This is a genomic window from Lysinibacillus sp. OL1, from assembly GCF_004332175.1.
Lineage (GTDB): Bacteria > Bacillota > Bacilli > Bacillales_A > Planococcaceae > Lysinibacillus > Lysinibacillus capsici.
The window spans coordinates 84,059-110,640 of record NZ_SJDS01000015.1; the positions used below are offsets into that span (position 1 = coordinate 84,059).

The window sequence follows — 26,582 nt, forward strand, 5'->3', positions numbered from 1 at the left end:
GAGGAGCTGTATATCTTTGACAAAAAATACTGGGATTAAAAAATCTAAGAATAAATCAAACCAGAAAAAATTTAGTAACTTAATGTTAGCAGCAACCGTTACTGTTCCTGGAATTGTGGGCGTAGGTGGAGATATACCAGAAGCCAAGGCAGCAGGTTTAAAGTATACTGATGGCATTCACAAGTTTGAACTTACGCCGAGTGGGGGTGATCCAGGTAGTGGATACATTACTATTAGAATGGTAGGTGGTGGAGGAAATGGGGGTAAGTTTACTTCTTACGGCTCAGATGGAATACCTTCAGAGGATACATGGATGTCAGATGGGGTAGCAGTGTTACATTATATAGGAGGATCTTGGCCGAAAAAGATCACATTCAACGGAGCTGTTCTTGTTCCTATCACTAACACTGCACCTAACATTCCTACACTAAACATACCAGTCCAACAATTTGAGCACATGGATAAACATGTAATAAGCTGGACAGTTGATGATCCAGAAGGAGATGAACTAAATAGTACACTATATGCAGCTTATAATGGTACCGATAATTGGATACCAGTGTATTCAGGAAAAAACAAAAACTTTGAATACACAGTACCTACAGACAAAAGTAGCGTTAAGTTTAAATTGATGGTGAGTGATGGAGAACTTACAGTCAATAGTGCTGAAAGTGTTGTTAAATCAATAAGACCAGTTACTTATTACTGGAACAAATTCAACGCAGCAAGTAATAATAAATTTTATTTACAATGGGATCCTTCTAATTCTTATGGATCTTCAATGGAGATACCAGTAGGTAATGCTGGAGGATACTTGAATTTAGGTAGTGACTATGGCTATAGCTATAATTTGGATTCTGAGGGAAGGATCAACATACTAGGGACTAACCATATGCCTCATGCTAACTATGGCCAAACTTCTGGGAGTATGGGAACTCTTTATAGAAAATCAGGTTCTTTTTTAGAAATGTACGAGTATAACATAAACAATGGATTTTTTGGTAACAATGGTTGGGTTGTAGATTTCACAGTAAAATCTACTAGAGGTATGGCAGTAACCAATCCTAATCCTTCTTACTATAAAGGGACACTAGTACAAGGTAACATTGAAGGTACATTTGATTCATATCAACATGGAGTTAGAAACCCAGATGGTTATTGGTACGAAAGAGGTCAGCGTCAATTAGGAGAAGATACTACCCCTCCTATAATCGAATTAGAGGAACAAAAAGATTATTCTTTAACGCCTATTGTTACAGTACATACATACGACGCAGGTAAAGTACAAACAGTTAAATGGGCGAAAGGCAATCTTTCTATGTTAGATTTTGTTAATGGCGGTACTGAAATAGCTACAGGTCAGTCGACTCCTTCCAGTTTTACTGTATCGGAAAATGGAATATATACTGTATTTGCAGTAGATGAAAAAGGTAATAAAACAGTACAAACTATTAATGTGACAAAAGTGAATCAAAAGCCAGAGGTTTCCAAAAACTTTGAAACTATTACTATTCAAGGCAAAGGCAAAAACGAGGTAATTGACTTAAATATGCACTTTAAAGACCCCGATGGGCATCCTTTGAAATTTGAAGTGGTATCCTCCTCTGAGGCACATGTTAAAGCAGAAATTGAAAATCGAAGCCAGCTTAAAGTTACTGGAGTAAGTAAAGGTAAGTCGAAATTAACCATTACTGCAGATGACGGGTATGAAACAACGACGATACAAGTAGACGTAGCCGTGTCGAACACGAAACCAACTATAACGGTTAAAGAGTTACCAAATCACGTTGTCTTAGATGATCAAACACACTTTACGATTGATGGGACAGCTACAGATGAGGACAGTGATGCCTTAACCGCGAAAGTAGAACATTTTAGCAAGGAATTAACAGCTCCAGTGACAGACGGCAAGTTTAGTGTTAAGTACCAGGGCAATCAAGTATCAAAAGGATATCACCATGAAGCCATGCAAGTGACAGTATCTGACGGCTTAGAGGATAGTGAAGTGTATACGGCAGCCCTTCCTATTATCAAAGTCGATGAGGCAACCAACTATACCAATGAAATGGCTGGTCACCAAGATAAGTACAATTCTTGGACTCCTGAGCAACATGAAGCCTTTTACAATGGCTATGAATCGATCTTTAATTACGAAACTGTTCGTACAGAGGAAGCACTGACGAGAGTGAAGGATGTAATTGCTGCATTGCAAGCTCAAACAGTAAAAGAAAGTGAAACCATCACGAACTGGGAAAATCGCTTATTTTTAGTAACGGCAACAGTAGCAACAGAAAGCGCCGAAAAGAGCTTGATAAAAGACGATTATAAGCATGCAGAAGAACTGGTAGAGGCATTAACATCTTCTGCTGAAAAAGAGGCTTTAGAAGAACGTATTAACGAATTACAACGTTACCATGATGCCAACAACGCTATATTGGTGATGGAAGATAATCATGGCAGTATTTCATGGGATTCGATAAAAGACACTCAAGATAAAGTGGAAGTGGTTGAAAATGCTGCAAACAAAAAAGATTTAGAAGATCGCTTGTCTCAAGTAATCAAAGATTACATTTCTAATTTGGAAACAGTCACACCTGATGATTTAGATAAATTTGGTGTATCTGATGTTAACACTGAAAATAGTGATTTATATGATGAATTTAAAGATGCATTTAAACCTATTGGTGAAAATCATAATGCCCAAGATTTAGTGAATTTCGTGAATGCGTTAAAGGTTTTCCTTAGTGATGTAACACAAAGTGCTTTAGATACACTGCACAGTAATGAGCCATCTTACTCTCAAGATATGTTAAAACCTGTTTTAACTACTGCAGATGAATTAATCCTTTACCGACAAACGTTTAAAAGAGAAGTAAGTAAAGACAAAACATTATCTGATAAGGTACAAACTGTTGATTTCCAGCAAACGAAAGAGTACATGCAAACAATTGTAAAAGCTATGCAAGAAGTGATTGAATACAATGATACGCATGACGAACAAGAAAAATCAGAAGGATATGCTGCTACAGATGTTCTATGGGAAGGTCAATTACGGAAGGATATGCAAGCATATCTAGATAACGGTATCCCTGATATTATTGTTTTGGATGATCGTTATGAATATATCAATAACGGCCAGCTTCATGTAGTCGCTACAATCAATGACTCTGATGATTCCGAACATGATGTAACTGTAACATTTAACGGTGAGTCTAAGACTGTTAAAACGGCAGATGGTAAAGTTGCAGTGACATATGACTTGGCAGATGGGGTTTACGATGGATTTGTGGAGATTGAAGCTAAGGACAAGCTAACGGAACGCAAATTAACAATTGCCAACAAACCTGTGGTGACTGTTTCGGATGTGGAAATGTTTAAACGCTTTGTACAGGCGTTAGAAGCGGATTTAGGCTCTTCATTTGATGAAATGGAACAAACAACTATTACATCATTAAAGATGCTGTTTGATAAGACATTAGCGATTAAGGTGAACGTTTCCTCTGAACGAGAAATCCGCGAAGTAGAAAATACCGCTACTAAACTGGGTGGAAAGAATGGTCAGCTTGAAAGCTTAGTAAAATTATTAGTTCAAAACAATCGTCTTGAATGGCTGATCAATAACTACAAAATTGCTACCGATGATGATTTTACATGGGCTGGTGTAGTTGGTGTAACACCAGATAATATTGGAGCGTTGAAATCAATTATTGATGATTATGTTGCCTCATTTGAAGATAGAGCTGTCAAAACTCCAAGTTTAGAAGATTATCAGAGTTGGTTAAACCTTAGCACAATCATTGAAGAAGCAAGAATGGCCATTGAAATTGCTGAGGGACTTCATACAAAAGATGAATTAGACAAAGCCATTTCAACTGCTAAAGAAAAGTTACTTAATGTTCCTGAATGGTTAACGGTTAAAAATGTACTAAAAAAACAGTTAGATGCAGTTATTGCATATTCGAAAGTAATAGAAAGTGTCATGAATTCTGAAATATCGTATCAACAAACAGATAAAGATGCCGCTCTTTTATTAGTTGAACAATTGCCTGATGGTACACCAAAAGATAGTTTGCTTTATCGTCTAGAAATTGTCCAAACAGTTATTGATGCAACTTTAGCAGTTGGAAATGCTGAAATATCTTTAGAAGAAGCAGACCAATTAGTGGCACAAGCGCTAGTTGATGAAATTGATTCAAACATCGTGAAAAAGACTGAACTACAAGAACGATTAGACGCTTTATCTAAGTTAAAAGAAGCCATTGCAGCACTAGAACAAGCCGATTTATCTAAAGCTCAAACAGATTTAGATGTCGCTAAAGAACTGGTTGAGGCTCTCCCTGATAGTCCTAAGAAGGAAGAATTACTTGATCGAGTAAAAGAACTGCAGGATGTCATCGACAACAAATCAAAAGAAGACCAGGCAAAAGATGCAGTTAACAAAGTAGAGGATTCTTTACTTGAAGCAGACCGAGTTAAGGCGCAAGAAAAGGTGGATGCATTAGAGGATGGCCAGTTAAAAGATGAGTTACAAGACCGTCTAGATGAGATCCAAACTCATGTTGATGCATATAAGAGTGCGCGAGAAGCGGTCGAGAAAGCAGAAGTATCCAAGGACAAGGCAGATATTGATTCTGCACAGCAGTTAGTAGATGTTTTACCAAATAGCAAAGCTAAGATGGATCTACAAGAACGTTTAGATGTGGTCAGTCTGTTCATCCAAGCTGAGCAAGGAGTATCAAAGGCAGAAGTATCTCTAATTCAAAAACACAAAAATGAGGCCCAAAAGCTTGTAGATGCTCTACCAAAAAGTGAAGAAAAGACAGCTTTACAGAATCGCTTAGATGCTCTGCAAATATTAATCGATAACAAGAAAGAAGATTTGTTGGATAAAATTATAAACGACTTAGATAGCGTAACATCTAACGAATTGGCTGATTATACAGGGGAAAAGGTATATGAAGAACTTATGCCCAATTACCGTGAGGCAATTGATAAATTAGGGGATTCTGTTACTAAAGAGCAAGTCATCAATGTCGTGAAATTAATTAATGCCTTAGAGCTAGCAAAGCGAGAAATGAAGTTAGAATTTATTATTGCTTATCAAAAGGAATATGCTGATTCATCAATTTTACCAACTTTAGATAACTACCCACAACCAGCTGCACTAAGTAGTGTTGTGGACTATCTGCAAGATGACAGTGCCTTAGAGCAAGTGATTAAAGAAATTGCAATAGCACTTAAGGTATCAGAAGATGAAATTAGAATGGAAATTGAAAAAATTCTGAAAGACGTATCTAATGCTACTACAACTGGCAAATACCTTGTTCAATATGTTTCGGAAGAAGATGGTGAAGTTGTTGCTGAAAACTGGATTACAGAAATTCCGTATGGTGAGGTGGAAGTAGTTGGCCAGGCACCTGAAGGTTACGAAATAGTAGGGGACCCTAATCAATCATTTACATTATCTGATGAAACGACAGAACACGTTATTTCATTTGTGATCAAAGTAAAACAAGAAGAAAATTCACCTGAAACAAATGAACAAGATACAGAAGAGGTCCAACCAAATGATGGTTTAGAAAGTGAACAAAACACAGAAGAAGATGATACTGATGCTACAGAATCTAATGACAACCACCAGGAAGAATTAGAAGTTCCATCTGGACAAGATACACCGAAAAATACTGATACTGATATGGCACAATCAAAAGGTGAAAATGTTGTAAAAGATAATATTCAAGTGGATAAATTAATAGTAGATTTTATTCAATCTTTATTACTTGAAACACTAAATCATTCATCAATACAAGATGATGTTTTATTTTTGTATGTCCAGCATATTAATGACTATGCTGCAGAAAGTGGTGTAACTGAATACACACGGGAAGAGCTAAGTGTTTTATTAGAGGCAATTCAAGCTGCTTATGGACAAGAAATTGGAGCCGAAGACAAGATTTCTAAATTAGTGAATGGACCAGTCAAAGAGACTCTGTTTTCTTTAATTAAGCCAAAATCTACAATTGGTCCAGAAGCTTCTCTAGTTCGCTCTAAAATGATGGTAGCATCTTTAAATGATAGTTATTTACGTGTCTCATCTACCCCTTTTGTAGAGTGGGGAACTGAAAACGAAAATCATGCAGAGTATGTATTTAAAACTTTTTACGCTTTAGCTAGTGTTAAATCGTATAAGACCTCCCCTTCTGATAAATATAAATTAGAAGTTAAGGATTACATTGTGAAAGAATTACACAAAGGATCATATAAGGCTTTGCTTTTATCTGAGTTGGGCTATAGTGTTGAGGAAATTGGAGATGAAGGAAAGACTAATTTAACAGTAGTTACACCAACACCTTCACCTGTTAAACCACCAGTTGTAGACCCACCTATTGTGGAACCACCAGTGATAGGGCCACCTGTAGTTGTAGAACCGCCGTCAGTAGTCAATCCACAACCAAAACCACCAGTAGTTAAGCCTGAGTTACCTGAAGGTACAATCGCTGAAACGATTGATTACGACAACAATGGCAAGTGGACTATCACAAACCCTGCTAAAGAAGTCATAAACCTTGAGCAAGATGGCATTCAAATCAAGATACCACTGGAATTACAAGCAAAACTTTGGGAAGTTGAATGGATCTTGAAATCTAATCAACATTATCAACTTCGCATTTTGGCTGATGGTAAGGAAATCACCGTATTTAAGAAGCCAATTGAAATCACAAAAACATCGAAAAAAGCGTATGTATTCCGATTCGAAAATGGACAATATACAGCTATTCCATTTACTTTTGCAGTACCGAACCAAATTCAATTTAAGGTGACTAAAACAGGGGAATTCCAATTCTCTACAAAACGTATTACATTTAAGGACATTGATGGGGTCTTTAGTCAACGTGCAATTGAGGAGTTAGCAAGCAGACATATTGTTAAGGGTACATCTCCTGACTACTACAGCCCTTACGAGTCACTAACTAGAGCACAATTCAGTGCAATGTTAGTAAGAAGTTTAGGAATTGATACATCTGATGTTGTAAACGGAGTCTTTAAAGATGTAAAGGCTAAAGATTGGTTTGCTAAGGATGTACAAGCCTTATACGAAACGGGCATTATCAGAGGTGTAACTGCTTCGAAGTTTAATCCTAACAGCCCGCTAACACGTCAACAAGCAGCACTTATGTTAGACCGAGCTCTGGACTATTTAAAGGTTGAGAAAAGTGATTCTACAAAGCTTGATTTTAAAGATGCAAATAAAATTTCAGAAGAGGCAAAACCAGCTGTTGCTACAATGCAAACACTTGGGATATTCAATGGTAAGCCAGGTAATTTCTTTGATCCTCAAGCCAAATTAACACGTGCTGAGATGGCCAAAGTTCTACAGCTTACTTTAGAAATAGCAAACCAATTTTAATAAATATATTTAAAAATAAAGGCTGCTCTCCAAAAACAGAGCAGCCTTTCAATAATTGAACAAAATTTCAGAGAGTTATATATACAATAAAGGATAATATTGCTAAAATAGTGTTAACAAAGTAAACATAAAATTGAGGGAGATGATAGTTAATGATACTTGAACAACAAATTTTACATTTGTTATTAAAAAAAGGCTTTATGTATACATTTTATGAAAAACAGAATTTATATTTCTATGCCCAAGAGATTAAAGACCCTAAATTAGTTGAATGGTTAGCAGAAAAAAATTATGGAGCATATGGACCATTTGATTTATCTGCAGTCTCTGTACTTATTGAAATAAGCGATAATTTTGAGGTTGCTCAATACACATTTATAAATGGATTGGATGCATTTTATATTTTTGAAGACTTACAAGAGTTCAAAATAATATTAGAAAAGTTACCTAATCAAATAAAAAGGACATATGAAGGTTTAGATGCAAATGTACAAAACAAATAAAAGTGATAAATATTCTATTAATGTTATAAAAGAAGTTTTAATGTTAGATGAGCCATTATTCCGCTTTGACGTGATAAATGAAGGTACAGCTATGTTATTGACGATTCAAAAGGAAAGTCAAACATTAGAGTATCGTATTTATGGTAATAACAAATACGAAAAAATAAAGGCTATCTTGATTAAATTAAGAGAAGTAGTCCCAAATGCTTCAAAAGAGGATATTGAATTTTTACTTGAAGAAATAGAAGATACATTTAATTATTCTAGTAGCTTGGATGGTTTTGCTCACTGAAAATTGCCAGCAATTTCAACACAGCAAACTCAGCTCTAATACAGTACGGAATTATATACTAGAAAGAAAATGTTCAGTGAAGGGAATGTTAATCATGGAAGAAATAGTATGGGTTAATGGTCAAGATGAACTTGATTTTGAGTATTTATTAAAACGCACTAATCAAAGATTTGTAAATGAAGTAACTTCATTTTTAACAATGGATGGTGGTTTCGAAAGAGTTTCTATTAGGACTTTAACTGGTGCATTTTGTGAGGTTGTTGTTGTTCTTGGTACATCTCTTGCAATTTTTAGCTATTCTCCAGTAGAAGATCGTTATGAAAAAGTTTTTGTTAGTACAGCTCAAGTTAAGCGTGCATTGGGGTTAATGTAAAGTGACTACTGAACAATATGAGCATTTTAAGCAGTGAACAAAAATTAAAAATAGAGGAGAGAAAATTATGTTAAACCAACAAGAAATAGAGTTAATAGAGTATATGGACTATCAAGTATTGAATAATGGTATGGATGGATGGTTAGGTAATCGAGCTTATGAGAAAGTATTTGAACTCATTGAAATATTGAAGAAAAGAAATTCGGAATTGGATCAACAAGTAGCTTCCATCTTTACTAAAGTTACTGTATCAGGGTTAGGGTATTACCAGCATAAAGATTCAATATTTATTCCTGAAATCAAAGAAATGTGTGATGAATATGAAAAAGAAATTGAAGAATGCAGTAAACAATATCAGCAAATTGCAAAGGATTTTATGAATAGTTATGGGTTGGAAGATTACCTTACTAAATTCACAAAAAATATTAGTAGTTAATATGCATAATTGAACCATATTGTTCAGTAGAAGAGTCATTTTGTTGAGGAGTGATCATGATGTCAAAAGAGGAATTTTTAGCTGAGCTGTCTGATTAAACACCAGAAGAGTTAAATTTTAATTATGATTTAAAAACACTCAAAAAAGCTGCTTGTGTATTCAAAATTCCAGGTAGGTCTTACATGAATAAAATACTACTTTGTTTAAACATAGAGCAATATTTAAACGATTTAGGAGTGTGAGCGAGGGAATCATTATGTGAGGCAAGTGAGGTGTAATATGAATCAATTAAATATATTTGATTTCATAGAAGAAGAACTTCAAATAGGGAATTTTGTATATTTCAAGTGGTTTAGTGATTCAGGAAAACTATTGACTGATGGATTTGGAAAAATTTCAAAAATTTATGGCAACATTGTTGAAGTAAAAACATTAAACAAACAAAAAAATGGGTTATATCAATCTTTAATATTTCCAGTAAAAAAACATGATGTGATCATTAATCATCGCATCACTGAAAAAGATATTAAAAATAATTTAAAACTAGAAAATCGTTTCCATAAATATTGATCAATTTGAGGAACATATCTGAACAATTTTATGCAATAAAAGGGTGAGAAAAGATTGATGTAGATTCATTTGGAACGCGAATTATTGATCGATACGATACGAAGTGAAAGATATTGTACAGCAGAGCATCAATTTATAGGAGTAAATTAATGAAAAAACAGCAATTATTAACCTCTAAGGTCTTTGCTTTTTGGAGTGTTTCAACCATACTATTCGCTTTAATTGCAAAAATAACATTTGATTCAAATGTAGAGGATGAATTGACACTCAAGCAATGGGTATCTTTTATTAGTGCAACCTTTTGCGTGATAATTCTATGTCTACCAGTCGTAATACCATTGATAATGGTAATGATAAAAATTGTAGAAAGTCTTTTTAAAAAGTAGATATTGTATAGGAAGGATTGAGAAAATGGCTAAAAAATTAACGTGTCATTACTGCAGAAATCCAATAACTGATAAGTCACCAAGTAGCCAAAATTGTGGATGTCGCACTCGTCCAGCACCAACAAGTGTGTCAGTTGGCTTTGTATTAGCTCATGATGAATATAAGAAAGCAATAGAAGAAATTGCTCATTTAACTATTCATTATAAAAATATGAGCGAACAAGACATTAGAAAAACATTATCAGAGGTAGCGAAATCAGTTAACGCTGCGATTGTTAGTGCTGAAAATTATAAAATGACTTACTGAACAATCTAAACAAAATTGGAATGTTAATAGAAAGGAGAATTTTCAATGAACGATATTGCCAATGACATTGTAAAGGAATTAAGAAAATATGAACAACAGCAGCAACAGAAAGAAATAAATTTTGCTATTGCAAATATTAAATATCAAATGAATGAGATTAGAAACAAATTTTATTCAGTACAGATTGTTATGCTGCTTATTCCTACAGTCGTTTTAATATTAGTGGAAAGTCCAATACGATTTCTATTAATGCATTGGATAATTCAATTTACAATAGGAGCTTTAGCGATTTCGTACATGTATCGTATACAGAATAAATTTATATCCAAATACCGAGGGTTTTAGAATTATGGAAGTTAACTAGAAAGATATTGTGCAGTTGGAAGGATGAATTAGATTGATTGATATAATAATTGAAAAACCTTATAAAACAAGTCTTTTAATGATATTACTTACATTAATTTCTATTTTTATGGCCTATGGAACTAATATATTTTGGCTACAATTAATAGGAGTGTTATTGGGCTTTTTCTCTGCTTTTGGACTATTTGCAATTATTTATCATTCTGAGTATTGGAAATAAGGCCTAAAAGAGACTACCAATCAACGCAAGGGGGACGTCAAATGACTATAATTGAAAAAATATATTTGATTTTTATTATTTTGTTTATTTTAACAGCAGTAATTTTATTTGCAAGCGTGGTTATAATTTCATGGATAGAAGTTAAAAAAGAAGAAGCAGAATATAATAAAAGTTTGTTTAGATATTTGAAAATTTCGCAAAACAAAATTCTAAAAGAATATAGACAGAAAGAACCTGATGAAGTAATAAAAGAATTTAGTGAGATTAGTAAGAAAATATTGAGATTGAATAACAATCATTCAACAAAAATAAAAAGTGGAAACATGCGTTTAATTGATTCATTAACTTATCATGAGTTAAAAGCTTTGAAAAAGGTTAATGAATCTTTGAATGTTGGAGTTCTGCTTACAGATGAAAAGATCCAAGAAGCACTTGTTGAAATTACAAAAGGATTGAATAAACAGTATACTGAATTTTGTCATTTAAAAACAGCTGATGTAGAGGAAGAAACATATATTCTTAAAGTCCTTGAACAAAAAAAGTCCGAACGCTTGGACTTTACTAACTCAGCCAGATTAGACCTTATTAATGAAAATGAAATAAGTTTAAAGAAAAATGATTGAACCACGCTTCATTATCAGCAAATACTATTTGAGTGTTTTAAAGGAGGGGAAATGAAATGAAGCTATTGGACATTTATCGTAAATTTTTTTCAAATGAAATGAAAGTAAATTTAGATTACGAAAGAACTTGAAAATGTAATGAGCATTATATCAGAACTTGATTTAGTGGAAAAGTAAATCAAAAATCTATTCATAAACTTAAAGCTATCGCATTAGAACTTTTATTTATAGGTTCAGGAGAAATTAGTGGAAATGGAGGGGACACTAGATGATTAATTTAGGGCAAGAATTATTAGTCTATTTCGGAATTAATTGTTACCAATGCAAAAAGGAAAAGTCTGTACATAAATTAACACCAAAGGAACTAATATATATGGGTTTTAATGCTTACAACGTAAAAAATCTGGAGATCCAGGTTTGTGAAAAATGCTATGAGGAAGTAATACAAATTGTGAGCAAAACAGAACAAGGGGCTACTCAGTGGCAAGAAATAATAGAACAAGAACAAAAAACGAAGAATACTTCAGAAATACAACCACTTATTGGGTTAAAAGAATTCTCCGAAATGTTAGGCTGGAGTAAACAAGCATTAAGTATGAAATTTTTAAGGCAACGTAAGGGTAGAAAGGTACGAAATCCGCTCCCTGAGCCAGTACAAATACTCGCAGCAACACCTGTGTGGACCCAAGAGCAAGTGGAAGAATATAAGAAGCAGCTTGCTACTTCAGAACCTGACTAATTGTGGCAGTGTTATTAAACAGACTGACAAGTAATTTGAAAATAAAGAAGAAGTATAGATGGCAGTGCCGATATGTTTTGTAACGAGCTTCGGTACATATTTTTATTATCTGGCTATCAAATATATCAAAAAACAAATGATGTGAGCTTACACTAGATTTTTGATTGAAATTACCAACTACATATGGTAAGTTTAGGATATATTTTATATCAGAAAATGACGGGAACACCCCGCTTTAAGCATGGCTTAATTCTTTGCTATATCTGCAAAGTAGAGGCTTATGTTTGAGGCGGGGTTTTTGTTTTGTTTTAGCAAAAAAAATCAAAACAAATAAAACGTGCTTGTTGATTTATCTGGTAAAATATGGTAAAATTATTTTAGGAAGTGATACTTAACTAGACTAAGTTACTACGGAAGGAGATTTATTCTCATGAAAAAAGACTTAAAACACAAAGGTTTTAAAGGTTTTGTAAGACAAAACAAATTTATGTTAGGTGCGATGGCTATGGGCATCGCTACAGCAAGCATTGTAGTTCCAGTAGCTACACCTTCTACAGTAGAAGCGGCATCAACAACATTCAAGGATGTACCTAAATCACATTGGGCGTATGATTCAATTAAGCAAGTAGCAGAAAAAGGGCTTGTGGCGGGTTACAGCGATGGTACATATAAACCATCTGCTCAAGTAACACGTGCAGAGTTTGCGACATTCCTATCACGCGTATTCGATGGCAACGACCGTACACCATCTAAATTTTCAGATGTTGGGGCATCCCACTGGGCAAATGACGCTATTCAAGAAGGACTAGCTGTTGGATTCATTAAAGCTAGTGATTTCTCGAATAACAGATTTGAACCAAACAAAGCAATGACTCGTGGTGAAATGTCCCGTTGGTTAGCGAATGGTTTAGCACATGCGAACGCTGATTATGGCAAAGCAATCGAGGAAATGGCAAATTCAAGCCTTACAATTATTCCGATTCCAGAGTTTTATGGTGGCGGTGTAAACAAGAAGGATTTACCGTATATCGGGGTGGCACTTGGTACTGGATTACTATCAGGCTATGAAGATTTCACATTCAAGCCAAATGGCAATACAACACGTGCCGAGGTAGCAACTATCCTTATCCGCTTCATGGACGCAATGAAGAAAGCTCCATCTGACTTTACAGGGTTAAAAGAACTTCGTGAGGTTGCTAGCACAGGAACGAACATTTTAACTATTTCTAATTTCAAGAAATCGAAATACGGCGGATATGAAGATGTTCTTGGTAAACCTCATACGTATTTAAATAACACTGGTGTTGCTACAATTGAACATGCTATTTTAGTGGATACATTAGGCACTAAACCAAAGGGTATTTTTAAAGATATGTTTTTTAATGAACAAAGCAACAATAAAGTTTATTTGAATAATGGGATTTATGCAATCTACTATGAATACACATTTAAGCCAAGTAGAGATGTAAGTGTTCAAAGTGTAAGCAATGGATCTAATCAACACTTTGCTTCCAACTTATTAGTAGATAAAAGTAAAATTGCACAGTTTAATTTACCATCCCCAAAAAGTACATCAAAAATTGAATTTATGAAGGGTGAAACATATCGCTATTGGGCTTTCAATTCAGCTTTAAGTGGTGAAATGTTTGGTAGTAGAACAGATGATGACAGTATGTTCTATTATGAACCAAAATAGGAGTTGATAATTCAATTGAAATTAATAAAAAAAGGTACGATTGCGGTCGTATCTTTCTTTTCAATATTTATTTGCTTGTTTATTTTAGATGGTTCGCTAACTGCATCAGCAAAAAGAACCTATTATGAATCAGAAAGGGTGCCAATAACCCCAGCAGTACATTGGTGGCAAATTGATGACGGACATTTTAGGGCGAAAAACTTTGATGCTGAATTAGAAGTTCCAATGGTCGGTAAGCGAGATGAATCCGCACGCCCTAAACAGTCTGCAGTCAATAACAAATTAAATTTAAACGATTATCCTATGCCGACCGTGTTTACGAATGTCAATGACAAAAGTGACAAGAAATCTCCATCTGATCTAAAAGGTCTGGAAGCACTAAACCCAGAATGGGATGAACGTGCAAATGGCAAACAATACATTGGCAATACGAAAAGGGTTGTTCAGGGACATTATCTAGAAATAAAAGTTACAACGGGTGCAGGTCTACAAGATTCTGATGTAGAAGTTTATGGTCATAACGAAAAAGGGGAAGTAAAATTAAACGTAAAGTACGATGTACCAATGTATATACAATGGAGAGGCTATATAGATGACGAGGAAGAAGGCGAAGAAGAAGAACCTTTAGAAGCCTGTTCCATCGAGTTTTTATTAGAAGGAGACAGTGCCTCACAAAAAGGTAGCCTAATTCAACCTTCTCCAACGGGTAGCATCAGCTCCGATAGTGGTGAATTTGATGTAGTACAAGGTATACCGTCATCAGAATACTTACGTGCAGACGCACAAAGTGAAGAATACCTATATGAGCAAGATTTTGTTCAGAAGAAGGGTAAAACAGTATTCAACAATGTAAATGCATCTAAAGAGTTTACATTGAAGTGGAGAACTAAAGAAACTGACTCAAAGGGTAAAGTCACTTATACAAACCATGAAGAAACTGAAACCAAAAAAGTTGCAGTAAGCGGAATTGAAAGACCGTTTTCTTACTGGGAGATTATCAAGTATAACGTGTGGAAGCTAACCCATTCTGAATTCACAAACTATGCATTACCTGGCGAGTTTTTACGAATCGATGCGATGACGAATGTTTCAGCTGATGGCAAGCATAGTGACAATGTGGAAGATCACGTTTTTCCACCAGAGTGTCCTGAAATTGAATTGCCTCCTGAAACAATTGATGGGGGAGATTCTAAGCCAGATGTTCCAGATATAGAGGATGAGGCAAAAGCAGCTGCTGAAGATGAAATTGGAGAGAATGAAGTCGAAAATGACCGCGCTGAATTTAAAGGCTCAGTAATCATGGATGATACACGTACAACTACAGATGGTCCAACACCTTCTGATGTACCTCCACCTGGCATGATTCAAATGACAGCGAGAGGGCTTCTTATTGATCCATTAAAGACAAACTACTGGCAATCTCCAAGTACAGGTAAAGTGTTCTATGAACCTGTTTTCTCAATCGATGGTTCAGCATCCGCAATGGAATTTCCATTTGATGTTAACGTAGTTACGGTACATACGCCAGTTGTCATTTATGCAAGAGCAAGTGATGACAAGGAACATGATCAACGTACAAAACCGCCACTACGGTCAACACCGCCTGACCCAGATAAGGACCGTCATGCGTTTATTTTAGATAGACCATTTACCGTGACGTTGCCAACAAAAGGGCAGCATCGAAATATCCCTGGTTATGGTGATAGAGACTTTTCTAAATACATCAAAGAAAAACAAGTACAATTCCCATTTGATGTATATACGAAGACAAAGCAAGGCTTCTATCCAGCCAATACATGGATTTCGGTGCCAGTGGATATTGAGAGTGTAGACTTCTTTATGCCAGTCTGGGTTCCAGAAGGTCAATACACGATTAAATTCCGTTCGTTTGCAATCAACGCATTACCAAATGGTGACTTCGGTGGTTCTGAGCACCATGCGAACATTACGATTCCAAACCCAGCATTCAATGTACCGCCTGCAGGTAATATGTCTGCAGCACACGTAGCAACCGATTCTATTGAAGTAGATGTGGTTGGACGTTTGTATGATTTCCATGTAACTGACATTACGGATTTCAATTGGAAGTCTGTATTCCGTCAAAGTGATGGTTTCACACCTACTAAAAATTCATACTGGGTTGGTTTGAATGGTATTGATGGTGATCCAAGAGGAAATAGTAATCTCTTCACCTTACCAGTTCGTCATGGAAGTCATCCAGATGGTTATGCCAATGTCGCTGTGAAGACAGGCTATGCATTCAAATTCGATATGAAAACAAAAGGGAATATGTTTGGCAAAAAAGACGCCATCCGTATTAAACCAACTTTTTATTTCGTGAATAAAAATGGTACAGGCCGCCAAGAAGTCGATCTGTATTATCATGACAAAACCAATTATTTTGTGAAGATTGGTTCTGAAAAAGACAAGATTTATCGTGAGGTCAAATTAAATGAGACATCACGCAATGTACCACAGGAAGAATTAATTTCGAATGCGAATTACTACTATCGTCATGCCAATGAGTTTGGTTTAAATGATGTTATCGCAGGTTATTATCCAGCTTCATATGCTAGAAAATATATCAAGCATTTTTCAAAGGACAGTATTGAAACAGGTCCTTATGGTTGGCAAATCTTGAACTGGAAGTTACGCACGTATAGAGGTCCGAAAGAGAATCAGGTGCCTCCAAACACGATGATTCCAGCTAATGATATTGTCGCACGCGAACAAACATGGTATGGAGAATACAGCTTACCAACAAAGGTATACGCAGTGAAAAAAGGAACTGAAATTGGAGCGGCAGCACAAGTTGGTCGCATTAATGAAAACCATCCAATGTTCCTGAAAGATGGCTATATCGTAGTGAATTTCAACATCGAAACAATTCGAGATGGGGATGTAAATAACCCATATCTTCAATACATCGATGCTCATTACATGAATCAATGGTATGGCATGGAAGGTTTTAAACGTAGTTTCGTAGACAAGTATGGTTACACGTTTAACCAACGTGATGGTGACGTCATGTTCTACCATGGAGACCAAGGATCAGACCTTGATTTTGCTCCATCCGTTACGCATTAAGAATGAACCCCCTACCATTAAAAAAGTAGGGGGTTTTATTGTAAGTTTAACTTGCTTGGATTATCAACAGTAGGTGTAATCATAGCCATCCTTCTTATGGCAGTAGGAATAATGGTTTTAGTCAAACCCCTTGAATCCAGTTCCCATTAGCTGTTTTGGTGCTTGCTCCTATTGTATGGCTAACTTTAAAGGACGAATTGAAAGACTTCATAACAAGAATTTGTGAACATTATACCTTTTAACAATCGGCCCCTGCAAAAAGTGAGGGGTTTTTTATCTAAAAATGGAGCGTGAAAAATTATGAAATTAACCTATGATATTAGTATTATCCCATTGTTGTATGTGCCTGTATTAATATTCATGTTAGCATTATTCGCATTGTATCTTTATAATAAAACTAGGTTAAAGACGGAATTATATATTTCTGTAAGTATGTTTGTTTTAGCAGCAGCTTCAATGTTTGTATTCTCATTTCAAGGGAAAAGTATGACTTTTGATACGTTCCCATTTCAAATTATTACGACGTTATTATTAGTAGAAACAATCATCATGCAATTATTCAGTGAGAAGAGAGAATGGCAAAGCTGTATTCCAATCGCTATTACACTAATTCTAACAGTGCTAACGTTATTTACTCATCCACTTGTTAGAGGAATAGTTTTTCCATTGTTGCTATTTGCTCTAGTAGGTTGGCGTTACATCCGACTAATTAAGAGAGATACGACAGAAATAATACGTATGTCTTTACTGACTTCGTTGGGTATCACAGTTATACTGGGAAGCTTTATTGGTTCTGCTGCATTCCAGTTTATTAGCAGCTTGCTGATTTTAAGTTATTTTGTCTTAGAAAATACTCATTATTTTAATCGTGTGCTTGCCATGTTTAAAAATGTAAGTATTAATAGTATGACCGATTCTCTAACACAACTTTACAATAAGGCGTACTTTACAAAAAAAGCAGAGCTATTATTTGAAAAACAACCTATCAGCATTATTTTTGCTGACCTTGATAATTTTAAAAAGTTGAATGATCAAAAAGGTCATGAATATGGGGATGAGGTACTGCAGAAAGCAGGTCTGTTATTCAAACGAACACTGCAAGATCACGGCCAAGCTTGTCGGTATGGTGGTGAGGAGCTAGTAGGGATTATTACTACTAAAAGAGCTATGGAGCTAGCTGAACGTTTTAGGATAAACTTGGAAAAGACAATTGGTATAACAGTAAGTATCGGAGTTGCCCATTCCGAAGAATTAGGGGTTAATGAAAAAGAAGGAGGGGTTAATTCTTTAATCAAATTGGCAGATGAACGGATGTATCAGGCCAAACAGCAAGGAAAGAATCAGGTGTGCTAGTCTGGACTGAATACGGTATCCGGTTTGACTATAGACTATAGAATCTTACAGAATCGGAGGGAATGGCTTAACTTGGTTTCACCATTTACGCCAAAAAGCCTATGCCTATGCGAGCAGCAATCAAAATCAATCATTTCATTTCCTCAATTACGAAACATAGCCAGCCAATAAGAACGATATACGGTAAAGATATCGTTATGGTTCAAATGTATAATTATTATTTTTCAAAATTTCTATATAAAAAGAATGATTCAGTGTATATATTTTTAATGGTGTTAGTAAGTAAGCAACAAGACACTTATCAGATGTCTGTAGCTCAAAAAATAAAAGACCATTACACAATCGATCGGCAGACTAGCTCTGTAGATGGAAGAACCTTTATGTTAGATGAGCCACTCGATCAGTTAGCACCTTGTTGGTTATTTGTAAACAATATACCTTCTGGAGACAAATTTTTGGGGCTATCGGAAGCTGAATACTACAGACTCATTTCTCCATCGTGTGAGGATAAAGAATTTCTTCAATATTCTCTAACAAAGTAGATTGTGTACGTGTTGACTTTTTGATATGATTAATTTAGTTTATTTTTGTTTTTTTATTTTTTCTACCTTTAGTAGAAATGGCAACCAACATTTTACAACCTTTGGGTTGAATTGAGTACAGGATAGTTATGTCCTGCTTTACTACAATTCTTCCCAAAGGTTGTTTTTTTTTTGCTAAAAAATCAAAAATAACGATTAATCAAAGAAGGGAAGAAGTATCCATGAATATTCAAATCAAATTAACAATGCACATTGAAGAGGATTTTGAAGAATTAAAGAAAAAACTGTTACCACTGCAGTTCCACTGTACAAGGGACGGAGCATTATCCTGGGCAAATCCATTTGAAAGTACACAATATTTTTCAATTAAACCACTGAGAGCAGGCAGCACTAACTATAGCGTGATTATTAGTAGGAACTGTGATCAGCTCATCACAATGGTCCAAAAATGCTTTGGCTACTTTGACTGTGAGGTGAGGCAGTTACATTATGTATTAACACAATCTAAGGAATTTAATCGTGAAGATTTCAGAGGTATAGCAAAGAACGAGTGGCCAGAATGTAGTCCGTATATTTTTCTATGTAAACAGGAGGTAAATGAAGAATTAGTGTGTATTGTTATGCCAGACAATGTGACTTTTCATACCAGATGTGTGTATCAATTGAGTCGAATAAAACACTTTATGGAGCTGTGTGAACACTACAGTTCTTTTTTTGTACCTAAAATACCATTTAATTTATTCACATTGGATGAGTATGCAATACAGTAACGGTTTGGAGGATAAAGATATGACTAACGAGAACACACGCCATTTTATCGAATTTGTTAAAAGTGGTGCATATGGAGATAAAGTTACAGCTGAACTTAATCATAAACATGCAAAAGCAGTATTAGAGCAGCACTTATTACCACTAGAAGAAAAAAGACACGTATTCAAAGAATTGGGAATGGTAGCAAAATTTATTCCGAAAGAAGAAAGAACAATCGATCATGGTGGTCTTATCAATGAGATTTTAGCTTATATACGTTCTGAAGCTTTATCGCAGGTAATCACCCTCGATACTACAAAATTGGAGCAGAAGGGCGTTAGCAGCTTGGCCGATGAGTACTTGTATAAACCAACCTATTTTACTCGACCAGCTTTGAACACGTTCGGGAAATCCTTTAATTTAAGCGTAGAGGAGGATTTCACAGATAAAAATATACTTTACCTGGTACGCTATCTAAAGTTTAATAGCGAGCGTAAAAAACGGCTTGAGGACGATTATAAATGGATCATGAAGAATTTTACTGACATGAAAGAAAACAGTATTAAAACAGAAGTCGGAAGTATATCAAAGATACCAAATAAACCAATTTGGGACATCTATTCTTTAGAAAAATACTATGGCAGCGAGTTCCTATTGGAATTTGGCGAAGTAAATGTTACCAAGCTTCAAGAATGGATTCAGATAGGAGCGTTACCTAAGGAAGTACTGACAGCTCATCAAGTCGTAAATGATATACGATTAGATTTTATGGTTATGTCATTAGACAACGAGAAAAAGATGCTAGATGCCTTTTATTCACGATTTGCTAGCTGAAAGGATATAGAAACTAGATTACAGTCTATATTTGCCCCTTTAAATTTCTATTAAAAGGGGCAATTTTCTGGTGATTTCTTGAATGGTACCTTCAGTTTTCTATTATTCAACGATTATGCCAAAAGCGCTTAATTAAAATACAATTATTCGATATAATTTACTATAATGGATGGTGCTTTTGTAATTTTTTTAAAAAAACGACAGGGAGTGATATTTTGAGTAATCAATACGCAGATTCTAAAAGTACAATGTTAGAAGAGAGTAGTTCAGCTGAAGGCAAAAAGAATCCAGAAACTAATCCCACTGAACCGCAATTAGCAAAAGAAAAGCCACTTTCTTTTATTAAGTTAGTATTATGTTATGGTTTAGCTATTATTTTATTTATGCTTATTTTTAATGCATTCTTACCAACAATTAGCGAATGGATATCTATCCCTTTATTTAAGTTTAAATTAATTGAAGATAAGACCAATTTTGATAAGTGGAAATTATTTAGTGTGATGGGATTTATTTTTCTTAGTTATACTATTGTACGGTTTATTGGTAACACGTGGAGAACTAATGAAAAGTTAGAAATTGGAACAGCAGTAACAGGTTTCCCCAATCCTTTTTATGATCCAACTTTTAAAAAAAATGCTGTAGATTTTGATAGAAGTTATAGAGAATTAGTTGTAGACTACAATAAAAACGTGGAGTTGTTAAAAGAAGCTAGGGAGTATCATAAGGGATTAATAGATAGTCTAGAACAATTAGAGGTACGATTACGAATATTAATGCGTCATAATAAAAATGCTACTAGGGTAGTTAGATCACTAAATTATTCGTATTATAAAGACTCAGAGCTTCCACTTGATACAGGCTTAAAATTGATTTTGGAAGAATGTATAACAATTTTAGAAAAAGACCAAAGTGATAAATCCATTTCTTTATTTAAAGTAGAAGGAGACCAATTGAAAATTGCTTCCAGCGTTAGGATTAACTTTGAATCAGTTGATAAAAGGGTATTTAACAAGGGAGTAGGGTTTGCAGGCTATATTTGGGAAAACAACAAAGCAGAAATTGTTAACAATATAGAAGGAAATGATTCAAGATTTGAAGATGGTGGACTACCTGCTACAAAAATCGGTTCAATTTTGGGGTATCCACTCGCTATTGATAATCAAGTTATTGGCGTTCTATGTTTACAATCAGAAAGTGAAGAAGGCTTTATAGAGTCAGACCTATTAACAGTTGAATTTTATGTTAGATGTTGTACACTTTTAATGATACATGATAAAATTAAGTCAACAAAAGCAGCGGGGTGAAAATTATGGGAGCAATGAATAGAAAAATTAAACCCACTGGTTCTAAAGAAATTGATCAAATTTTAATGCAAGCTTACAAAAGAATTGAAGACAGTCAAGCAGTACTTGGAAAAATTGATAGAGCAGTATCTAAAAAGAACAAAATGACAGGAAAGAAAAGATTTTTTTCTTTATTTTCTAGATAAGATAAATGTGAAACGAGCAGCTTCTTATAAGGTGCTCGTTTTTTTATTGTCAAAAAAAGTAAGAGCATAATTTTTCTGAAGAACTGCTATTCCTGTTGATTTAAAATAAAGATTGATCATTTGTAAAAAAAAGTTTGAGCAAATACGTATCCTTATTACAAGACCCTTGTCATATCAACGTTTATCAAACCACTTTGATCAATCTTTTTTATAAAAAATTGTGAAATTCACATGTTTTGATCGAACTTTATTATAAACGGTGCTGCTGAGTGGTACGTGAGTGGTACGGAAGAATGCGGGTTTGCAGGCTGATTTTAATCAAACTTTATTCAAAAGCTACAATTCCTCTACCGATTTGTCTTTAGTAAAAGAAGAGCAGGTTTTCCATAATTCATCTAGTTTCCCTTTGTCGCTATTTCCGCCACAGACATGCTCACATTTCATTAGATTAAATTCGAGTCCATCGTTATAAAACACATGAATATCTTCACTTTTGGTAATACTATTATATTTCCCAACTATGTAATAGATAAAATCTTTACCTTTACAAATAAATGTTGTTACAGGATTACCGTCTGTGCCATAACTGTTTTTGTAAGTATCAATTGTTTTACCCATTTCTTCGAAATTATCTATTATGATTTTAAACACTATGTGGTACTCCTCTGAATGAACATCATTAGGAGGGAATGCACTACCTACTCTTTCTACAGTAACTCTTCGATTTTTTATTTTCCAAATTAAATCTTTTAAAACAATTTTTCTAGTCCAAATATGAGGTAAGACCATCTCTTCGCCATACTCATATTGTATAGCACGTTCTATAGATTCTATCCAATTATTTTCTTTCGCTTCCTTATATTCAACTGCTTTCATGAAAGTTGTAACTGCTCTTTTATCCAAAGATTGATGTTTTTCTATTAACCGATACTTTTGCAGCACACTCCTAAATTGTTCAATTGTTCCTCTTTTTTGACCAGTAAGCTCCATTATTTCGTCCACTGTCATGTTAAATCATCTCCTAATCGTATTAGACTCTAATCAGATATTTATTGATTAACTCCGATTCTAGTCTGATTAGATTTTTTTGTCAACAGTTCTTTTCCAGCTGAGATTTTCATGAATCCATCATTTGAAGTGGGATATGTATTTAAGATATGAAGAGCATGCATAATAACAATTAAATAATTTCTATAGCTTCATATCTGCCAGGATATTTTCAATAAAAAATCAAATAAATGACTAAAGATTAATAATAAATGACTAAAGATTAATAATAAATGACTAAAGATTAATAATAAATGGAAAGAAGGTTTTCAAATGAAGCCGATGTTAGTAACAGCTGCAGATAAATCACCAGAAGGCCTTGATTGGATTTATGAAGCCAAATACGACGGTTTCCGTTGTATTTTAGAGTGGGAAAGCGAAGATAAAACACCAATATTAAAAAGCAGAAATGATAATATTTTAAATCATAAATTTCCCGAAATCATCTCATATTGCAAAAGTATTCTAGAAGAAATCAAATCATATTTACCCATTAAAATGGATGGTGAAATTGTCTATCTTATGAACGATTACCAGAGTAATTTTTCTACGGTACAAAAAAGGGGGAGAATGAGAAAGGTACAGACCATTGAGGAACATAGCTCAATATTCCCTTGTCATTATGTAGTTTTTGATCTACTTGTTAAAAATGGTGAATTCTTAATTTCTTACCCATTAACCTTGCGGAAGCAGCTACTTACAGAGTTATTCAATAAAGTGAAACTCCCTCAAAACGTTAGGTATATGGACAGTAGAAGGATTCAAGCTATAGAGGTCTTTGAAGACCTAGAGCTCCTTTGGGAAAAAATTAAAACCTATAATGGGGAAGGGGTAATCGATAAGAAAAAAGATAGCAAATGGATTGAAGGCAGTAGGACAAAACATTGGCTTAAAATCAAAAATTGGAGAATTATAACTGTTGTTGTATTCAAGTACGTAAAAAGTAACAACTATTTCATTGGTGGCGTTTATCGTGGAAATCGCCTTTATGAAGTAGTTGCATTTAAACATGGCTTTGATGCAGAAGAATTTAATACGCTGGTTACATTTTTTATCGACAACGGTGAGAAACAAAAAGGTGCTTGGTTTTTAACCCCTTCTGTTTGTGTTGACATAGCTTGCATAGATTTTGATGGGACAAGTTTACGAGAGCCTCGTTTTCATTCATTTCGGCTTGATGTACGTCCAGAAACCTGTACCTGGAGTAGTATGCAAAGACAATTAAATCCGATACCAGAGGAAATAGTGATCGCGCAACCAGATAAACCAATTTTTTCTCTTATGAACATTAAAAAAGACGATTATTTATTATATCTTCAGACTGTTTCTCCATTTTTTTACCCTTTCTTCAAGATCGATCATTAACATTAATTAGATACCCTCATGGTGTTCCAGGGGATAGTTTTTATCAAAAATCCATACCTGATAATGCACCAGCCTTTCTTAACGCCAGTATTCCAAACGGCTCTAATAATCAATTAATATGCAACGACATTCAAACCCTTTTATGGTTAGGAAATCAATTAGCATTGGAGTTTCATATACCATTCCAAAAATTTTACAGTGATAAGCCAAGCGAGATAGTGTTTGATTTAGATCCACCTTCAGTAAATGATTTTAATTTAGCGGTTTTTGCAGCACAAAAAATGAAGATGATATTTGACCGATTTAATTTAAAGTCATTTGTAAAAACTTCTGGTGGAAAAGGTATGCAGGTTTATATTCCATTACCATTTGATACTTTCACCTATGAAGACACGGCTATTTTTACTGAGTTTATTTGTTCTTTCTTAGTCGAACAATACCCCGATATTTTCACAATCGAACGATTAAAAAAGAATAGGGGAAACCGTTTGTATCTAGATTATGTACAACACCGTAAAGGGAAAACCATTATCGCTCCATATTCGACGAGAGCGAATGAACAAGGACTTGTTGCTACGCCTTTAGAATGGCAAGAGGTAGATGATTCATTGCGACCAGAAAAATTTACGATACCTGCAGTAATGGAGCGGTTGAAAAACATTGGAGATCCATTCAGAGATTACCGTGAAGTAAGGAATAGACAAGCCTTTGATATTGTATTAAACCAGTTTAGGAACTAAATATTACCTCTTGTAAAAACGAACGTTTGTGCGTAAAATATAAGCAAACAAATGTTCGTTTTGCGGAGGGCGAAAAAATGAATTATGAGGATATGCCAAAAAAGGATATTTTTTGTATAGATATGCGATCCTACTATGCTAGCGCGATGGCTGTATTACATGGTTTAGACGTGATGACTACGCCTATAGCTGTTATCGGTAGTTTTGAACAACCTGGTAGTGTAGTTCTCGCTGCTTCACCCCCGATGAAAAAGAGGTTTGGTATAAAATCGGGGGTCAGTAGACGTTATGAAATCCCGAAACATCCTGATATCCATTTATTCGAGCCAAAAATGAATTACTTTATTGAGCTGAGTATGGAAATAACCAAGTATATTGCTAATTATGTTCCACCCGAGTGCATACATTCATACTCCATTGACGAATTATTTGTGGATATTTCTAAAACTGATAATTTATGGGGAGAACCCGAAGGCTTGGCAAGAAGAATTCAGCGAGAAATTTATGAGATTTTTGGCATACCAAATTCAGTAGGAATGGGCCCTAACATGCTTATTGCCAAATTAGCATTAGATATTTCGGCAAAGAAAACAGGCTTTGCAAAATGGACTTATGAGGATGTGCCAACAAAATTATGGCCTGTTCGCCCATTATCCGAAATGTGGGGTATTGGTAAACAGATGGAGGCTAACTTGAATGCTATGGGTATTCAAACTATTGGTGGAATAGCTAATTCAGATCCTAAAGAATTAGAAAAACGCTTTGGTATCATGGGCCTACAGCTATACAATCATTCGTGGGGGATTGACCTGTCTGAGCTAGGGGAGCCATTAGTAAAGAATTCAGCACTAAGTTTTGGTAAAGGCCAAATGCTAATGAAAGATTTTCACACGAGGCAGCAAATAGCTGTCCCCATCTTAGAGATGTGTGAAGATGTAATGCGACGGGTAAGAGAAGCGGGGTATGTAGGGCGTACAATATCTCTTGGACTTTCTTATAGTCGGCATGCAATGACAAAAGGTTTTCATCGTTCGAGAACAATTGAAGTGCCAACCAATGAAACGCTTGTAATGTATCGAACTTGCCTTGAGTTACTAGATGAGCATTTTGCAGGTGAACCTGCACGTCAATTATCAGTTAGAATTACTAATTTAGAGCCTGAAAGAAGTATACAACTTGATCTGTTTGATGAGCAGAAAGAAAAACGAGAAATACTAGGCCACACGATGGATGCTATACGTGCTAGATTTGGCTCAACATCGCTTTTAAGAGCTGCATCATTTACAGATGCAGGAACAGCCCTCCAACGCGGAAAATTGGTAGGAGGGCATTTAGGATAAGTTAGGGAGGTATTTGACTTGATCGTTGATCGCGGCAACAAATAATCAATAGTATAATTATAGGTAGGATGTATAGTATTTAATGATACATCCTACCTTATTTTTTTATTGTTGTTTAT

At 34.9% G+C, this 26,582-nt stretch carries 24 protein-coding genes; 23 read left to right on the forward strand and 1 reads right to left on the reverse strand.

The features are described from left to right. Positions 1-16 precede the first annotated feature (16 nt). From EW028_RS21225 to EW028_RS21320, 20 genes are all read left to right on the forward strand, one after another. Positions 17-7,408: an S-layer homology domain-containing protein gene (locus EW028_RS21225; RefSeq protein ID WP_131522287.1), complete on the forward strand. Its 7,392-nt coding sequence runs from the start codon at positions 17-19 to the stop codon at positions 7,406-7,408. Positions 7,409-7,560: 152 nt separating this feature from the next. Further along, positions 7,561-7,911, forward strand: a complete 351-nt coding sequence (locus tag EW028_RS21230) for a hypothetical protein (RefSeq protein ID WP_131522288.1) — start codon at positions 7,561-7,563, stop codon at positions 7,909-7,911. After that, the gene (locus EW028_RS21235) at positions 7,895-8,203 is read left to right on the forward strand and encodes a hypothetical protein (protein WP_131522289.1); all 309 of its coding nucleotides are present in this window, start codon (positions 7,895-7,897) and stop codon (positions 8,201-8,203) included. The genes EW028_RS21230 and EW028_RS21235 overlap by 17 nt, the downstream gene beginning before the upstream one ends. A 94-nt stretch (positions 8,204-8,297) precedes the next feature. Beyond that, the gene (locus EW028_RS21240) at positions 8,298-8,576 is read left to right on the forward strand and encodes a hypothetical protein (RefSeq protein WP_131522290.1); all 279 of its coding nucleotides are present in this window, start codon (positions 8,298-8,300) and stop codon (positions 8,574-8,576) included. A gap of 67 nt (positions 8,577-8,643) precedes the next feature. Beyond that, complete coding sequence (locus tag EW028_RS21245; RefSeq protein WP_131522291.1) at positions 8,644-9,012, forward strand: DMP19 family protein; 369 nt, start codon at positions 8,644-8,646, stop codon at positions 9,010-9,012. A gap of 279 nt (positions 9,013-9,291) precedes the next feature. After that, positions 9,292-9,582: a hypothetical protein gene (locus tag EW028_RS21250; RefSeq protein ID WP_131522292.1), complete on the forward strand. Its 291-nt coding sequence runs from the start codon at positions 9,292-9,294 to the stop codon at positions 9,580-9,582. Positions 9,583-9,731: 149 nt separating this feature from the next. Beyond that, positions 9,732-9,968 (forward strand): hypothetical protein, encoded by a 237-nt coding sequence (locus EW028_RS21255; protein WP_131522293.1) that lies wholly within the window; start codon positions 9,732-9,734, stop codon positions 9,966-9,968. Positions 9,969-9,993: 25 nt separating this feature from the next. Next, positions 9,994-10,275: a hypothetical protein gene (locus tag EW028_RS21260; protein WP_131522294.1), complete on the forward strand. Its 282-nt coding sequence runs from the start codon at positions 9,994-9,996 to the stop codon at positions 10,273-10,275. A gap of 45 nt (positions 10,276-10,320) precedes the next feature. Further along, positions 10,321-10,620: a hypothetical protein gene (locus EW028_RS21265; protein WP_131522295.1), complete on the forward strand. Its 300-nt coding sequence runs from the start codon at positions 10,321-10,323 to the stop codon at positions 10,618-10,620. Between the two features lie 52 nt (positions 10,621-10,672). Next, on the forward strand, positions 10,673-10,858 hold the full coding sequence (locus tag EW028_RS21270) for a hypothetical protein (RefSeq protein WP_131522296.1): 186 nt from the start codon (positions 10,673-10,675) through the stop codon (positions 10,856-10,858). Between the two features lie 41 nt (positions 10,859-10,899). Continuing rightward, the gene (locus EW028_RS21275) at positions 10,900-11,481 is read left to right on the forward strand and encodes a hypothetical protein (protein WP_131522297.1); all 582 of its coding nucleotides are present in this window, start codon (positions 10,900-10,902) and stop codon (positions 11,479-11,481) included. A 268-nt stretch (positions 11,482-11,749) separates the two neighbouring features. Continuing rightward, positions 11,750-12,220 (forward strand): hypothetical protein, encoded by a 471-nt coding sequence (locus tag EW028_RS21280; RefSeq protein WP_131522298.1) that lies wholly within the window; start codon positions 11,750-11,752, stop codon positions 12,218-12,220. A 430-nt stretch (positions 12,221-12,650) separates the two neighbouring features. Then, complete coding sequence (locus EW028_RS21285; protein ID WP_227744999.1) at positions 12,651-13,916, forward strand: S-layer homology domain-containing protein; 1,266 nt, start codon at positions 12,651-12,653, stop codon at positions 13,914-13,916. Positions 13,917-13,931: 15 nt separating this feature from the next. After that, complete coding sequence (locus EW028_RS21290; RefSeq protein WP_131522299.1) at positions 13,932-17,003, forward strand: DUF5704 domain-containing protein; 3,072 nt, start codon at positions 13,932-13,934, stop codon at positions 17,001-17,003. Between the two features lie 300 nt (positions 17,004-17,303). Then, positions 17,304-18,356: a GGDEF domain-containing protein gene (locus EW028_RS21295; RefSeq protein ID WP_131522300.1), complete on the forward strand. Its 1,053-nt coding sequence runs from the start codon at positions 17,304-17,306 to the stop codon at positions 18,354-18,356. A gap of 107 nt (positions 18,357-18,463) precedes the next feature. Then, entirely contained in the window at positions 18,464-18,898 is a 435-nt protein-coding gene (locus EW028_RS21300) for a hypothetical protein (protein WP_131522301.1), read from the forward strand. A 221-nt stretch (positions 18,899-19,119) separates the two neighbouring features. Further along, positions 19,120-19,668, forward strand: coding sequence for a hypothetical protein (locus EW028_RS21305; protein ID WP_131522302.1), 549 nt, complete (start codon positions 19,120-19,122; stop codon positions 19,666-19,668). 19 nt (positions 19,669-19,687) lie between these two features. After that, positions 19,688-20,482, forward strand: coding sequence for a hypothetical protein (locus EW028_RS21310; protein WP_131522303.1), 795 nt, complete (start codon positions 19,688-19,690; stop codon positions 20,480-20,482). Between the two features lie 215 nt (positions 20,483-20,697). Continuing rightward, positions 20,698-21,786 (forward strand): GAF domain-containing protein, encoded by a 1,089-nt coding sequence (locus EW028_RS21315; RefSeq protein ID WP_131522304.1) that lies wholly within the window; start codon positions 20,698-20,700, stop codon positions 21,784-21,786. A 5-nt stretch (positions 21,787-21,791) separates the two neighbouring features. Then, positions 21,792-21,971, forward strand: coding sequence for a hypothetical protein (locus EW028_RS21320; protein ID WP_131522305.1), 180 nt, complete (start codon positions 21,792-21,794; stop codon positions 21,969-21,971). A 336-nt stretch (positions 21,972-22,307) separates the two neighbouring features. Here EW028_RS21320 and EW028_RS21325 read toward each other — a convergent pair whose 3' ends face one another. After that, positions 22,308-22,979: a hypothetical protein gene (locus EW028_RS21325; RefSeq protein WP_131522306.1), complete on the reverse strand. Its 672-nt coding sequence runs from the start codon at positions 22,977-22,979 to the stop codon at positions 22,308-22,310. A gap of 312 nt (positions 22,980-23,291) precedes the next feature. Between EW028_RS21325 and ligD (EW028_RS26020) the strand changes: the two genes are divergently transcribed. The 3 genes from ligD (EW028_RS26020) (at position 23,292) to EW028_RS21335 (ending at position 26,463) form a co-directional block, all read left to right on the forward strand. Further along, on the forward strand, positions 23,292-24,383 hold the full coding sequence (gene ligD / locus EW028_RS26020; protein WP_306461364.1) for a non-homologous end-joining DNA ligase: 1,092 nt from the start codon (positions 23,292-23,294) through the stop codon (positions 24,381-24,383). 5 nt (positions 24,384-24,388) lie between these two features. After that, positions 24,389-25,123: a non-homologous end-joining DNA ligase gene (gene ligD / locus EW028_RS26025; protein ID WP_306461365.1), complete on the forward strand. Its 735-nt coding sequence runs from the start codon at positions 24,389-24,391 to the stop codon at positions 25,121-25,123. A 77-nt stretch (positions 25,124-25,200) separates the two neighbouring features. Next, entirely contained in the window at positions 25,201-26,463 is a 1,263-nt protein-coding gene (locus EW028_RS21335; protein ID WP_131522307.1) for a Y-family DNA polymerase, read from the forward strand. The last annotated feature ends 119 nt before the right edge of the window (positions 26,464-26,582 follow it).

What these genes read in the sequence shown, in the direction of transcription:
- EW028_RS21230 (WP_131522288.1), top strand. Translation starts at nt 7,561, where the DNA reads ATGATACTTGAACAACAAATTTTACATTTGTTATTAAAAAAAGGCTTT.
- EW028_RS21235 (WP_131522289.1), top strand. Translation starts at nt 7,895, where the DNA reads ATGTACAAAACAAATAAAAGTGATAAATATTCTATTAATGTTATAAAA.
- EW028_RS21240 (WP_131522290.1), top strand. Translation starts at nt 8,298, where the DNA reads ATGGAAGAAATAGTATGGGTTAATGGTCAAGATGAACTTGATTTTGAG.
- EW028_RS21245 (WP_131522291.1), top strand. Translation starts at nt 8,644, where the DNA reads ATGTTAAACCAACAAGAAATAGAGTTAATAGAGTATATGGACTATCAA.
- EW028_RS21250 (WP_131522292.1), top strand. Translation starts at nt 9,292, where the DNA reads ATGAATCAATTAAATATATTTGATTTCATAGAAGAAGAACTTCAAATA.
- EW028_RS21255 (WP_131522293.1), top strand. Translation starts at nt 9,732, where the DNA reads ATGAAAAAACAGCAATTATTAACCTCTAAGGTCTTTGCTTTTTGGAGT.
- EW028_RS21260 (WP_131522294.1), top strand. Translation starts at nt 9,994, where the DNA reads ATGGCTAAAAAATTAACGTGTCATTACTGCAGAAATCCAATAACTGAT.
- EW028_RS21265 (WP_131522295.1), top strand. Translation starts at nt 10,321, where the DNA reads ATGAACGATATTGCCAATGACATTGTAAAGGAATTAAGAAAATATGAA.
- EW028_RS21275 (WP_131522297.1), top strand. Translation starts at nt 10,900, where the DNA reads ATGACTATAATTGAAAAAATATATTTGATTTTTATTATTTTGTTTATT.
- EW028_RS21280 (WP_131522298.1), top strand. Translation starts at nt 11,750, where the DNA reads ATGATTAATTTAGGGCAAGAATTATTAGTCTATTTCGGAATTAATTGT.
- EW028_RS21285 (WP_227744999.1), top strand. Translation starts at nt 12,651, where the DNA reads ATGAAAAAAGACTTAAAACACAAAGGTTTTAAAGGTTTTGTAAGACAA.
- EW028_RS21295 (WP_131522300.1), top strand. Translation starts at nt 17,304, where the DNA reads ATGAAATTAACCTATGATATTAGTATTATCCCATTGTTGTATGTGCCT.
- EW028_RS21300 (WP_131522301.1), top strand. Translation starts at nt 18,464, where the DNA reads ATGCGAGCAGCAATCAAAATCAATCATTTCATTTCCTCAATTACGAAA.
- EW028_RS21305 (WP_131522302.1), top strand. Translation starts at nt 19,120, where the DNA reads ATGAATATTCAAATCAAATTAACAATGCACATTGAAGAGGATTTTGAA.
- EW028_RS21310 (WP_131522303.1), top strand. Translation starts at nt 19,688, where the DNA reads ATGACTAACGAGAACACACGCCATTTTATCGAATTTGTTAAAAGTGGT.
- EW028_RS21320 (WP_131522305.1), top strand. Translation starts at nt 21,792, where the DNA reads ATGGGAGCAATGAATAGAAAAATTAAACCCACTGGTTCTAAAGAAATT.
- EW028_RS21325 (WP_131522306.1), bottom strand. Translation starts at nt 22,979, where the DNA reads ATGACAGTGGACGAAATAATGGAGCTTACTGGTCAAAAAAGAGGAACA.
- ligD (WP_306461364.1), top strand. Translation starts at nt 23,292, where the DNA reads ATGAAGCCGATGTTAGTAACAGCTGCAGATAAATCACCAGAAGGCCTT.
- EW028_RS21335 (WP_131522307.1), top strand. Translation starts at nt 25,201, where the DNA reads ATGAATTATGAGGATATGCCAAAAAAGGATATTTTTTGTATAGATATG.